This window comes from Thermodesulfovibrionales bacterium, from assembly GCA_035686305.1.
Classification (GTDB): domain Bacteria; phylum Nitrospirota; class Thermodesulfovibrionia; order Thermodesulfovibrionales; family UBA9159; genus DASRZP01.
In genome coordinates this window covers 16455-29626 of sequence record DASRZP010000032.1, presented here as the reverse complement: position 1 = coordinate 29626, position 13172 = coordinate 16455, and the positions used below count along the sequence as shown (strand labels likewise).

The 13172-nt window shown below is 50.9% G+C and carries 12 protein-coding genes; 9 read left to right on the top strand and 3 right to left on the bottom strand.

What is annotated here, in order from left to right:
• Window positions 1–401 precede the first annotated feature (401 nt).
• A complete protein-coding gene (locus VFG09_03650; protein HET6514228.1) occupies window positions 402–872 on the top strand; it encodes an NUDIX domain-containing protein in 471 nt (156 codons plus the stop codon).
• A 15-nt stretch (window positions 873–887) separates the two neighbouring features.
• Here VFG09_03650 and nifA read toward each other — a convergent pair whose 3' ends face one another.
• A complete protein-coding gene (gene nifA, locus VFG09_03645; protein HET6514227.1) occupies window positions 888–2483 on the bottom strand; it encodes a nif-specific transcriptional activator NifA in 1596 nt (531 codons plus the stop codon).
• Between the two features lie 80 nt (window positions 2484–2563).
• On the opposite strand from nifA, the gene VFG09_03640 reads away from it, so the two are divergent.
• The 3 genes from VFG09_03640 to glnA all read left to right on the top strand — a co-directional run bounded on the left by VFG09_03640 (window position 2564) and on the right by glnA (window position 5200).
• Window positions 2564–3268, top strand: coding sequence for a type 1 glutamine amidotransferase (locus VFG09_03640; protein ID HET6514226.1), 705 nt, complete (start codon window positions 2564–2566; stop codon window positions 3266–3268).
• A gap of 86 nt (window positions 3269–3354) precedes the next feature.
• Entirely contained in the window at window positions 3355–3693 is a 339-nt protein-coding gene (locus tag VFG09_03635) for a P-II family nitrogen regulator (protein ID HET6514225.1), read from the top strand.
• A gap of 94 nt (window positions 3694–3787) precedes the next feature.
• Window positions 3788–5200 carry a type I glutamate--ammonia ligase gene (glnA, locus tag VFG09_03630; protein ID HET6514224.1) on the top strand — a complete coding sequence of 471 codons (1413 nt, stop codon included), beginning with the start codon at window positions 3788–3790 and terminating at the stop codon, window positions 5198–5200.
• Between the two features lie 78 nt (window positions 5201–5278).
• Here glnA and VFG09_03625 read toward each other — a convergent pair whose 3' ends face one another.
• Window positions 5279–5887 (bottom strand): redoxin domain-containing protein, encoded by a 609-nt coding sequence (locus VFG09_03625; GenBank protein HET6514223.1) that lies wholly within the window; start codon window positions 5885–5887, stop codon window positions 5279–5281.
• A 223-nt stretch (window positions 5888–6110) separates the two neighbouring features.
• On the bottom strand, window positions 6111–6509 hold the full coding sequence (locus VFG09_03620; protein HET6514222.1) for a transcriptional repressor: 399 nt from the start codon (window positions 6507–6509) through the stop codon (window positions 6111–6113).
• A gap of 226 nt (window positions 6510–6735) precedes the next feature.
• Between VFG09_03620 and VFG09_03615 the strand changes: the two genes are divergently transcribed.
• The 5 genes from VFG09_03615 (at window position 6736) to VFG09_03595 (ending at window position 13038) form a co-directional block, all read left to right on the top strand.
• Entirely contained in the window at window positions 6736–7020 is a 285-nt protein-coding gene (locus tag VFG09_03615) for a GYD domain-containing protein (GenBank protein ID HET6514221.1), read from the top strand.
• Window positions 7021–7167: 147 nt separating this feature from the next.
• A complete protein-coding gene (locus VFG09_03610; protein HET6514220.1) occupies window positions 7168–8574 on the top strand; it encodes a sigma-54 dependent transcriptional regulator in 1407 nt (468 codons plus the stop codon).
• A gap of 113 nt (window positions 8575–8687) precedes the next feature.
• A complete protein-coding gene (locus VFG09_03605; protein ID HET6514219.1) occupies window positions 8688–10496 on the top strand; it encodes a tetratricopeptide repeat protein in 1809 nt (602 codons plus the stop codon).
• Window positions 10497–11672: an ATP-binding protein gene (locus VFG09_03600; GenBank protein ID HET6514218.1), complete on the top strand. Its 1176-nt coding sequence runs from the start codon at window positions 10497–10499 to the stop codon at window positions 11670–11672.
• Window positions 11673–11727: 55 nt separating this feature from the next.
• Complete coding sequence (locus tag VFG09_03595) at window positions 11728–13038, top strand: sigma-54 dependent transcriptional regulator (protein HET6514217.1); 1311 nt, start codon at window positions 11728–11730, stop codon at window positions 13036–13038.
• Window positions 13039–13172: the final 134 nt, after the last annotated feature.

Sequence of the window (13172 nt, the reverse complement as noted above, 5' to 3'; positions counted from 1 at the left end):
GCAGGTTCGAGCCATCCTTACGAGACCTCCTCCGATAAAGGGCTTGTCGCGGAGCAGCTTGATGAGCTTCGAGCGGGCTTCTCGCTCTTGCAGGGGAAGGTGGCTTCGGTGTTTCATACGGCACCTCCTATTACTGATATGATAATATATATCAGATACGAAGACCAATGTCAAGAAAAAAATGAATGCGAATTTGCTCGGGTCACACAGCGAATCAAATTTGCAGTTCTTCAGAGAAGTTAAGAAGTTTGACCAGTACTAATTACGGAATTGCTGTTTCTTATTCGCCTTTTTCGAGGCTTGCACTTACGGTACAACCGGAAAGCAGCGGTCTCGCTCAAATATCCAGTGTGTGGGGTATCGCTCTGCCACGTTCCTCAAAATACTGTTACACTTGATGTATGCAAAAAAGGAGTGCAGGGATTCTTCTGTACCGCCTTAGGGATGGGCAATTGGGGGTCTTTCTGGTTCACCCTGGAGGTCCATTTTGGGTGCGCAAGGATGTTGGCGCATGGTCCATACCCAAGGGAGAGTATGATGAAGGTGAAGAGCCCCTCACGGCCGCACAGAGGGAATTTGAGGAGGAGACAGGATTCATCATATCGGGGACTTTCATTCCCCTTTCCCCTGTGAAACTGAGAAGCGGAAAGGTCCTCATTGCCTGGGCTGTCAAGGGCGACTGTGATCCCTCTGCGATAAGGTCAAACACCTTCACGATGGAGTGGCCTCCAGGGTCAGACAGGCAGGAGGAATTCCCGGAAGTCGACCGGGCAGAGTGGTTTGATATTAAAGAGGCAAAAAAGAAGATAAGTCCCGGGCAGAAGGAGCTGCTTGAGGAGTTGTGCAGAGTCGTGTCTCACGAAAGGGATTAAGTCACCCCCCTCCCGTTACTTCTTCAGGTTGTACTTCAGAATCTTGTAACCTATTTGTCTCGGCGTAATGCCAAGAACCCTTGCTGCTTTTGCCTGCACCCACCCTGTCTTTTCGAGGGCCGCAACGAGCCTCAACCGCTCAGTCTCTTCAATCGTAGACTTCAGTGAACCCTTTGTCAGGCCTTCCTGCGGTCCCACAGGCATTCTGATGGTCATCGGCAAGTCGGGGGCTCCAATTGAAGGTCTGTGAGACATGACAACGAGCCGTTCGAGAGTATTTTCGAGTTCACGGACATTACCGGGCCAGTCATAATCCATAAAGACCTCGAGCGCCTCTGACGAAATTGATACCCTTTTTCTGTTTTCCTCGTTGAGCCTCTTCAGGAAGAAGTCGGCGAGAAGGGGTATATCGTCCTTCCTCTCTCTCAGAGCAGGGAGTGCGATGGGTACCACGTTCAGTCGGTAATAGAGGTCTTCCCTGAACTGACCGTTCTTCACAAGGTCTTCGAGGTTCCTGCTCGTTGCTGCAACGAGCCTAACATCTACCCTGATCGTTCGTTCCGCTCCGACGCGCTCGAATTCCCTTTCCTGGAGAACGCGAAGGATCTTCGGCTGGAGGTTGACGGGGAGGTCTCCGATTTCGTCCAGAAAGAGCGTGCCTTTATCAGCAATCTCGAACTTGCCCTTTCGCAGTGATATGGCGCCGGTAAAGGCCCCTTTCTCATGCCCAAAGAGTTCGGACTCGAGGAGGCCTTCGGGAATGGAAGCGCAATTGAACTTTACAAAGGGACCTTTTGTCCGCGGGCTCATATAATGGATCGCCTTCGCGATAAGTTCCTTCCCCGTTCCGCTCTCACCGCGGAGAAGGACCGTAGCCTTTGAGGCAGAAACCCGGTGGACGGCCTCGAAGACTTCCTGCATCCTTTCCGACCGGCCGATCATGTTCTCTATGCTGTATTTGCCCTTCAGCTCCCTGCGCAGTTCCTCGGTCTCTTCGAGAAGGGCCTCTTTTTCTTTCTCTATCTCTCTCGTCAACTTCACCGATTGCGCAATGAGAGACGCGATGATCTTCAGGAGCCTCAGATCTTCTTCAAAGGAGACCCCCTTTGAGCTGAATAGCCTGTCAACACTGAGCACGCCAAGGACCTCGGCCTTAAACTTTATCGGGACACACAGGAAGGCGACATTGTCCCTGCTCACTTCCCTCCTTGCCCCGGTCTTATTGAGAAAAAGCGGTTCATCACCGACATTGGGAATCACAATCGGCGAACCGAGCTTCGCGACCCTTCCTATGATCCCTTCTCCCAGTTTATATCTCCCCCTTTTGATCTCCTCTTCGGTGAGACCGTGGGAGACGACGATGACGATCTCGCTGTCTTCCTTGAGGGCAACGGTCCCTCGCTTCATATCCATAAACTCGGCAAGAACCCGCATCGCACCTTTGAGCGTTGCCTTGAGGTTAAGGGACGATCCGAGGATCTTGCTGATTTCGTAGAGAGCCGAAAGTTCTACTCGTTTATAATCCTTGGTCATGGGATACTTTAGCGAAATCGTTGAGTCAAAAGCAATCATGCCTGGTCTTTGGTCATGGGTTGCCTCAAGAATGGGCACTGCGACCCCCCTGCTCCAAAAATATCTTTATTGTACGACCGCCGGCATGTGGCATAGTTGTTGATATCGTTGAATGAAAGATGTCTGTCCTGATACTGAAAAATACACCCGCGGAAGGTCCCGGCACAATCGAAGATTTTCTTCGTGAACACGGGTACCGTTACTCCGTGGTCGACCTTCAGGAGGACCCTGTCCCTGATGCCGCTAATTTTAACACCCTGGTGATGATGGGAGGGCCCATGAGCGTGAATGAGGAGGATCGCTACCCGTACATCACCGAGGAGATTCTGACTGTCAGGGACTTCGTCTCATCGCGAAGGAGGGTTTTTGGCGTATGCCTCGGTGCACAGATCATGGCAAAGGCCCTCGGTGCGAGGGTCTATGTAGGTCCCCGGAAGGAGATAGGATGGTATGATCTCGAACTCACCGAAGAGGGGAAGGACGATCCCGTAATGAAGAAACTCTCGCCGCAATCGGTGACAGGTGAGTCCCTGAAAACATTCAGAGTCTTTCAATGGCACGGAGAGACATTCGACATCCCCGCAGGGGCTGTGAGGCTTGCCCGGTCTGAACTCTATCCCCATCAGGCATTCAGATACGGGACCATGGCCTACGCCTTTCAGTTTCACATAGAAGTGAGGAAGGAGATGATCTACGAATGGTTGAAAGACGAACCTGTGGATATGAGAGGGATAAGAGAAGAGACGGAGAGGCTCTTTGACGGCTATCTCGAGAGGACACGAAGTTTTTACAAGGCCTTTTTTGGAGCAGGCGTGAGGGAATAGGCGGCAGGCAGCGGTGAAAAGCAAATAGTATCTGTGACCGGGGCTTTTTCCGTTAACCGGGAACCAAAGGTGATAGGAGGTGAGATATGAAGAAGATAGAAGCTGTTATCAAGCCCTTCAAGCTCGACGAGGTGAAGGATGCCCTGAACGAGATCGGTGTTCAGGGAATGACCGTTACTGAAGTGAAGGGATTCGGGAGACAGAAAGGGCATACCGAGCTTTACCGGGGAGCCGAGTATGTGATCGATTTTATCCCCAAGATCAAGATCGAGATCGTGACCTCTGACGGCCTGGCACAGAAGGTTGTGACGACCATAGAGAAGGCTGCAAAGACCGGTAAGATAGGAGACGGCAAGATCTTTGTCTATTCCATTGAGGATGTGATAAGGATCAGGACAGGTGAACGCGGAGAAACGGCGCTATAACAATAACAATGGTCAATGGGTGATCTTCGGTTTCCTGCGGAAACGCTGAAATCGGCGACAGACAGTAATCAATGAAACGATGAGGAGGAGAAGTATGACACCAAAAGATGTAATCAAGATGGCCCAAGAAAACAAGGCGGTCATGGCGAATTTCAAGTTCCTTGACTTTCCCGGTATCTGGCAGCATTTTGCTGTACCGGTAGCAGAACTGAGGGAGGAGATTTTTGAAGAGGGTCTGGGATTTGACGGCTCTTCAATAAGGGGATGGCAGGCGATCCACACCTCTGACATGCTGATCATCCCCGATCCCGAGACCGCTTTTATGGACCCCTTCATGGAGTACCCTACGATAAGCCTGATCTGCAACATCGTTGACCCTATAACGAAAGAGTACTACACGAGGGATCCTCGCTATATAGCCCAGAAGGCAGAGAACTATCTCAAATCTACCAAAATTGGTGATACTGCCTATTTCGGCCCCGAGGCTGAATTTTTCATCTTCGACAACATTCAGTTCGATCAAAACTCTCACAGCGGATACTATTTCCTCGATTCCTCGGAAGGCATCTGGAATTCCGGCCGTGATGAGAACCCGAACCTCGGTTACAAGCCAAGACATAAAGAGGGTTACTTCCCCGTTCCGCCGACGGACAGCCTGGTCAACCTTCGGACAGAGATGGTCATGGAGATGCTGAAGTGTGGTATTTATATTGAGCGAGAACACCACGAGGTAGCAACGGCAGGACAGGCCGAGATTGACATGAGATTTGACTCTCTCGTCAAGATGGCCGACAAGCTGATGATGTTCAAATATATCATCAAGAATGTCGCAAGGAGACATTGCAAAACCGTCACCTTTATGCCGAAGCCCATATTTGGAGACAACGGCTCAGGCATGCATGTTCACCAGAGTGTCTGGAAGGGCGGCAAACCCCTGTTTGCGGGCAATGGATATGCCGGCCTCAGCGATCTCGCCCTTTACTACATCGGAGGAGTCCTCAAGCATGCCCCTGCACTCGCTGCCTTGACGAACCCGACTACGAACTCCTATAAGAGGCTGACCCCGGGCTTTGAGGCGCCGGTCAATCTCGCGTATTCGGCAAGAAACCGTTCAGCATGCGTAAGGATTCCGACTTATTCCGCAAGTCCGAAGGCAAAGAGGGCCGAGGTCAGGTTCCCCGATCCCTCCTGTAACGGCTATCTCGCCTTTGCGGCCATGCTCATGGCGGGATTGGACGGTATTGAGAATAAGATTCATCCCGGTGAGGCCCTCGATAAGGACATTTACGAACTCGGCCCTGAAGAGCTGGCGTCGGTTCCGACCATGCCTGCAAGTCTTGACGAGGCCCTCAACAACCTTGAAGCGGACAATGAATTCTTGCGGAAAGGTGATGTCTTCACCAACGATGCCCTTGATACATGGATCAGTTACAAGAGGACGAGGGAAGTGGATGCGCTCAGACTCAGGCCCCATCCCTATGAGTTCTTCCTCTACTACGACATGTAAGAAGATTTCAGAAGAGAGCGTAAAGGTCAAGGCTGAGGTCAGGAGCCCCCTCAGCCTTGACCTTTCAAAGAGGATGCGCTACTTTACTGCCTCATACACCCTGCCCACGATACCTTCTGACGGTCTTAATGTTTTTCCTCCCGGTCTCCATTTCGCAGGACAGACTTCTTCGGGAGACTGCCATACGTAACTGAACGCTTCAACTTTTCTCACGAGCTCTTCGGCGTTCCTTCCCACGTTAAAATAATTTATTTCACTGCTGACAAGAACGCCATCAGGATTGACAATAAAGGTTCCGCGCAAGGCTAATCCGCTCTCGTCATCGTAGACGCCAAAGAGCTTCGAGACGGTGCCTTTTGGATCGGCTCCCATATGATAGCGGACATTCTCGATAAGCTTTTCCTGATGGAACCATCCGTAATGGACGAATTTTGTATCCGTACTGACTGATAGGACTTCGCAGGTAAGCTTCGTAAGCTCCTGGTGTCTGTCCGCCAAATCGGCAAGCTCCGTTGGGCAGATAAACGTGAAATCTGCCGGATAAAAAACGAGTACTGTCCACTTCTTTGCCTTCTTTGCTCCGGAAAGACTGAATTTCGAAAACTTTCCGTCTGCCGGTTCAAATGTTTCGAGTTCAAAATCAGGTACTGCCTGGCCGATACGTATTCCACAGCATACTTCACTCATGTGCTTTCCTCCTCGGTGTAAAAAGGTTTTATGAAGCCTCCATCCTTAAAGATGGGCCCTTCTGCGCAGTGTCTTTCGATCTGTTCCCTGACACGCTCACTCTCTTCCCGTCATTGCCCTTCTGTCCTTGAGAGCAATCGACAGATGCCCTCGGTCAACTCCTGATATTATTGTACAGCAGATTTTTCTTGTTGCAAGAGGTGGTCTTGGGCATCTGTTCCCGTTAGTCCCTTCCCTTGCATCTCGGGCAGATACCATAGAATTCTATGTGCTTTCCGATCACTTGAAAATCTTCGACCTCCCCCTTCGGTATATGAAGCTCAAAGGAACGGTGAATGTCCACAATCCTCTTGCACTGTACGCATATGAGGTGATGATGGGGCTCGGTATTGGGATCAAATCTTTTCTTGTCAGCGTCTATGGTCAGTTCGAGGACTCCGCCCCGCTGCCGCAACACGTCAAGAGTGTTATAGACCGTAGCAAAAGACATAGTCGGAAACTTCTTTGACACGGCCCTGTATACTTCATCGGCCGATGGATGACGCGTGTTGCCGTCAAGATAATCGAGTATTGCCAATCGCTGCGGCGTTAACTTGAAGCCGAGGTGTTTATATTTCTCCACAGGTGATCTCTCCTTACTATTCTTAGTAAATAATTAATATCATATTAGAATAATTATTGTCAACAAGTTTTTGGGAGTTCGTATGAAGCAATGGCGTGCGTGCGTTCAGGGTTGACAACGTCCATTGAAAGCGGTATAGGTATAAGTAAGTAAGTTTGAAGGAGCGCTGAAACAAACCGGAGGGCGGGCTGCTCATCTCCGCTCAACAGGAAGGAAGGAGGGTTTTATGCCGTATTACGTTATTTTGACTAGGCTGACCGACGAGGGGAGGAAGACCCTCAAACAGAAGCCTGAGAGGTTGCTGGAGGTGAACAAGGAGATTGAGCATATGGGTGTGAAGGTTCACAAGCAATATGCGGTCCTCGGCCCCTATGATTTTGTTAACATCTTGGAGGCTCCGGACAACGAGACGATCATGAAGATGTCAGTCGAGATCGGTTCGAGAGGTTCTGTTCAGCTCCTGACCCTTGCCGCCGACCCCGTAGAGGACTTCATCAAGAAACTGAAATAACCTGCCTCTTGAAAAATAGAGGCTCCACGCCTCTCTTCGCCTGTGAGATCCTCCCTTCAGGGAGGGTCTCTTTTTTGCAGCCTCCCTTTGCACCGCTCTTTATTGTCAATCTGTTGACGTTTGAGTCTAAATTATATAAAATGATGCATGTATAAAATCCTTGTCATCGACGACGACGAGACCGTCAGAGATGTCCTCCATTCCTTTCTCACTTCAAAAGGGTTCGATGTCACCATGATAAGCGACGGAACGCGTGGCATCGATCTGATCAAGGAGGAGAGATTTGATCTTCTGCTGACTGATCTCGTTATGCCCGGCATGAGCGGAATGGATGTCCTGAGAGAAGTCTGCGAGCTGGGAGTAAATGTCCCTGTTATCATGATTACCGGTTTTGGAACCGTCCAGAACGCTGTTGAGGCAATGAAGGTAGGCGCCTTTGACTATATCAGCAAGCCCTTTGTCCTTGATGAGTTGCTCTTGATTATCGACAGAGCCCTCGGTGTTTCGAGACTCCAGAAGGAAAACCAGATGCTGAAGATGCAGCTCAAGAAGAAGTATAACTTCACTGGTATCATCGGCGATTCACCCCATATGCAGAGGGTATATGAAATGATCGAAAAGATAGCCGACACGGACAGCACCGTTATGATCACCGGTGAGAGCGGCACAGGGAAGGAACTCATTGCCAAGACGATTCATTATAACAGTTCCCGCTCTCAGGGACCCTTTGTGCCATTGAATTGCGCGGCAATTCCCAAGGACCTCCTCGAGTCCGAGCTCTTTGGCCACGAAAAGGGCGCCTTTACTGGAGCCGTCAATACAAGGATCGGCAGGTTTGAACTCGCCCATAACGGGACTCTTTTCCTTGATGAGATCGGCGAGCTGGATCCGGGATTGCAGGTCAAATTGCTGAGGGTCCTCCAGGAGAGGGAGTTCGAGAGAGTTGGCGGGGTCAAGACGATCAAGGTGGATGTCAGGATTCTTGCTGCGACGAACAAGGATCTCGAAAAAGCGACAAAAGACGGTCTTTTCAGGGAAGACCTCTATTACCGACTCAATGTGATCCCCCTCCACCTTCCTCCTCTTCGGAAGCGCCTTGACGACATCCCCCTTCTCCTGGATTATTTTGTGACTGAATTCTCAAAGAGGCGGAACAGGGATCGGCTCATCTTCCCCAGGGAAGTCATGGATTGTCTTCTTCGATACCGGTGGCCGGGAAACATACGCGAGTTGGAAAACCTCGTTGAGAGGCTGATGATCCTTGTTAGCGATGATGTCGTGCAGGTCTCGGACCTGCCCGAAAAGTTCCATGAGGCGCTCCCGAAAAAGGATGACGCACATGACCGCGATCGGCAACCTTCAGGCGCTATCGACATTCCTGAATACGGGATTGATCTCAATTCAGTGGTCGGCAACATGGAGAAGGATCTGATCCTCAGGGCCCTTGAAAAGACCGGTGGGGTAAGAAGCAAGGCTGCTACCCTCCTCGGACTGAACAGGACGACCCTGATCGAGAAGATCAAGAAGATGGGAATAGAGTTGCGGAAGAGCTAAGCGAGAAACCGCCAACCACGATCATATGTCAGGTATCTGACATATGCCGTTCCCCGATAATCCTTAAAATACAATACGTTTTACTTAGGCACAGTTGTTGCTTTTTCTGGGCCATGAGACTGCTCCTTTGGGCCATCCTGCTGCTGGTTCCTGCCGGGATCGAAGCCGGTAATACAACGGTTCAACCTCAAGCGCTCGAGAGGGCAAGGGAATATGTTGCGGCAAAGAAGTCTGCTGAAGCCGTCGGGATGCTCTCAGCTTACACGCCGACTGCCCGAGAGCTTCCCCTATACCACTACACCTATGCAAAGGCCCTTGATCTTGCAAAGAAGACGTATTCTTCGATAGAACACCTGCGGCTGGCCTATCTTTACGCCCCCAGAAGTGAGATGAAGGAGCTTGCCCTTCTTGATATGGCTGAGGCTTATCAGCGGATGAAGTATGATTCCGAAGCGGCCACGAATTTCATGCTGTTCCTGAAGAACTTTCCCGACTCTCCCTTTCGCGAACGGGCACATTTCGGTCTCGCAGAATCCCTTTACGGGAGCGGCCTCTTCAATGAGGCCCTCGGGCATTATGAGAAGTCAGGCGACACCTGTCAGGCACGGTTCGGAAAGGCTAATGCCCTTCAATCAATGGGTAAGATTGATGAAGCACACGATCTCTACGTCTCCCTGATCGGCAAGAGCAGGGAATGTTCCATCTTATCGAATGAAACGCGGTATAACATCGGAGAGAACTTCAGGCTCTTGGGTAGGCTGCAAGATGCAAAGGCCTATCTCACTGCACTTAAGGTCCCACCCTTCAAGTATCGGGCAGATCTCTCTCTCGGACTTATCGCGGTGGAAGAAGCACGATTTGATTATGCCATCGGGTTCTTCAATTCTGCCCTCCAGTCCCAGGACCGGGTCCTCAGACGCAAGGTGCTCCTCTCCCTTGCTGATCTCCTCGTGAAGACAGGGAAAGAGGAAGACGCAAGGGCACGGCTCTTTGAGATAAAACAGAAGTATCCGTACGGAAAGGACTATGACACCGCCCTTCTCATGCTGGCAACCCTCTATAGGCGTGATGGCAAGTTAAGCGAGGCCGTTGCCCTGCTCAAAGAGCTTGTAATCAGACGTTCCCCGGATCAAAGGGCCCTCGACGAATGCGAAGCTCTTCTTCTTGGAGTGAAGGAGAAGGATGCCGAAGGGTTTCTGAAACTCTGGCACGCCGTTGGACAGTGGCTTATGGAACCAGCCCGTGCAGAATCTCTCATGAAAATGGCAGGCCTGTTGAGGAACTCGGGTAAGGAATTCATCTCCCTTTGCCTGTGGCTGCAAAGGCATGGTTCCAAGAATATAAAGGCCCAGGCCACTCTTCTCCTCGCAGACTACTACGCAGACCTGGGAGAAACTGCTGCCGCAGAAAGATCCATTGGCTCCTTAAGGGTTAAGGACACCAATGACGGCATCCTGCGGGTTAGGGCAAAAATATACTATCAGGGCGGAGACTATCAAAGGGCCCTCGATTCGCTCGTTGCGATCAAAGAGCTGCGGCAGGAGGATCTTCTCCTGCTCCCAGGGATGATGAGGTCGTCAAAGAACATGAAAAAGACCCTTGATTTCTATGAACGGGCCCTTGCAAAAGTCGGTGGACCGCCAAAGGCCTATATTGCTTTTGCCGACAGCCTTTATGAGATGGGAAGAAGGGCCGATTCCCTGAAATACTACCGGGAGGCCGTTGCGAAACAGACGGGAGAGAAAGGGGTCCCTGCCGATGACGCAGCATGGGCCTTCTACCGTATATCGCTCCTCACTCAGGGGAAAGAGTCCCTTGAGGCCTTGGGGAATATCCAGGTGGGGAATGACATATTCGGCAGGGTCGCTGCGGCGAACGCGAGAGAGGCGCATCTGACAGAAAAGGCTGGCGGAGGGTTCTGAATGGATGTAGAACTTCTCAATGAAGCATTCCTTAATTTTACAAAGGCCTCAAAGAGCCTCGAGGCTTACTATGGGGGCCTTCAGGAAAAGGTCAGACACCTGACCACTGAGCTCGAAAAGAAGAACAGAGAACTGAATGAGGCCCTGGCCGATGCTGAAAAGAACAAGGATTACCTGAATGCAATCCTCTACAACCTCGAGGAGGCGATTATTGTGATTAACCCTGATAACAGGGTGACAATGGTTAACAAGTCGGCTGAGGAGCTTCTCGGTGTCACGCTCGCCGACATCGGAGGAAGGGTATTCGAGGATCTCGATTTCTCAATACGGGAAGATGGCTCTGACACCTATCTCTTTGCGGGCGGGAAAAAATACAGCATTATCCTCTCCCATTCTCCTGTCGTGGACTCCGAGGGATTTCTCAGAGGGAACGTGATTCTCATAAAGGATGTTACGAGGCTGAGGGAATTGGAGGTGCACCACGAAAGAAACCAGAGACTCATTGCGATGGGGGAGATGGCGGCAAAGATTGTCCATGAAGTGAGGAACCCGCTCTGCAGCATCGAATTGTTCTCGAGCATGCTCGAGAAGGAACTCAAGGACAACGGCCATAAAGAGCTTGCCCGGGGCATCTCGACGGGGATCGGTAATCTCAATAATATCCTCACCAACATGCTCTTCTTCGCAAGGCCCCACAAGCCTGCGATGAGAAGGATTCGGCTGAATCGCGTGGTAGAGGATTCGACAGAGCTCTTTATCCCTCTCATGGAATCGAGGAAGGTGAGGATCGAGAAGTCGGTCTTTGATTGCGAGATATCAGGAGACGGAGAACTCCTGAAGCAGGTGGTTATGAATATTGTTATAAACGCTATTCAGGCTATGCACGATAGCGGGAATATGGCGGTGACGATGAGAAGGGAGAAAGGTTTTGTCATCGTTGAAGTTGCCGATACCGGTGAGGGGATAGGGAAGGAGAATATGGAGAAGATTTTTGATCCCTTCTTCAGCACAAAGGATGCGGGTACCGGGCTTGGTCTTGCGATTGCGTCCAAGATCATGCAGACTCATAATGGCTATATCAAGGTGAAGAGCGAGGAAGGAGAGGGAAGCACCTTCAGCCTCTGGTTCCCCGATGATCCGGCTCCATCGGGTTCCGGCGACAAAGGAGTCTCATGAGGCATGTAACAGATGCGCGACGAAATTATTGCCCTTTTTTGACACCGGAGGATGAATGAGGACAGAGGAAGTAAAACCGATACTGGTCGTTGATGATGATCCACAGATGAGACTCGCACTGAGAGAAGCGATCCAGAGGCTCGGCCACCGTGTGACGGTTTGCGAGGCCGCATCTGACGCCCTTGCCAAGCTTCAGCAAGCGGGTTTCTCCCTCGTGGTGACCGATATGAAGATGCCGAAAATGGACGGACTCAAGTTCCTGAAAGAGGTTCGGCGCCGCATTGGGAACCTTCCGGTGCTTGTTATTACAGGTTTTGGGACCATAGAGAATGCGGTAGAGACCATGAAAGAAGGCGCAACGGATTATCTCATGAAACCCTTCTCCTTCGATACCCTGGAGAAAGCCATCGATTCAATCATGGCGAGGAGCAGATATGAGAAGGGTATCCTTACGGCAAATCTCGAAATGCAAAAGATCGTGGTCCTTGCAGCGAACCTTGCGGGCAGTGATATTACCGTACTGATTCAGGGTGAGAGCGGAACGGGAAAGGAACTCCTGGCACGGTATATCCACCGGATGAGCAGAAGGGCTGAAAAACCATTTATTGCTGTAAATTGCGCTGCCATCCCTGACAACCTCCTTGAATCTGAGCTCTTTGGGCACGAAAAGGGCGCCTTTACCGGTGCGACAGACAGGAAAAAGGGGAGATTTGAGCTCGCAGACGGAGGGACCCTCCTTCTTGACGAAATCGGCGAGATGTCGATTATGCTCCAGGCGAAACTCCTCAGGGTTCTCCAGGAAAGGGAGATTGACAGGGTTGGAGGAAAGGAGACTGTACCCGTCGACGTGCGGGTAATCGCCACGACGAACAGGGATCTCTACAATGAATGCATGGAAGGCCGCTTCAGAGAAGACCTCTACTACCGGCTGAATGTCTTTCCTATCAAGGTGCCGCCGCTTCGGGAGAGACCCGATGACATCATCTTCCTTGCAAGCCATTTTGTCGAAAAGTTCTCTGTCTTTGCCGGAAGGGACCCAAAGAACTTTTCAGACGAGGCAATAGATCTCCTCATGAACGGATACTGGCGGGGGAATATCAGGGAACTCGAGAATGTCATACAGAGGGCGGTGTTCCTGAGTTCAGGTGAGGTCATCGAGGCAAGAGATCTCATGCTCGACAATGTCGGCAGTGCTGCAAGGACAGCGGTGAACGGGAAGATACGAGACATGGAAAAGGAACTCATCATGCAGACTCTGAAGGATGTGGATGGAAATAAGACGAAGGCTGCAAAGATACTCGGTGTCAGCGTAAGGACAATACGAAACAAGCTCCACGAATATGGGCAAAAATTTCCCACTGGGTAAAAAGTACCGGGAGCGATCGAAGCGGTGAAGCTGAGAGGCTTGAACGTTGGAAAAGAGTCAGCAAAATTCCCCCGTCGTCCTTTGCTCGTCCTCTCTGTTAGAAACGGACGGTTGGTATGTTTCTTGATATAGAT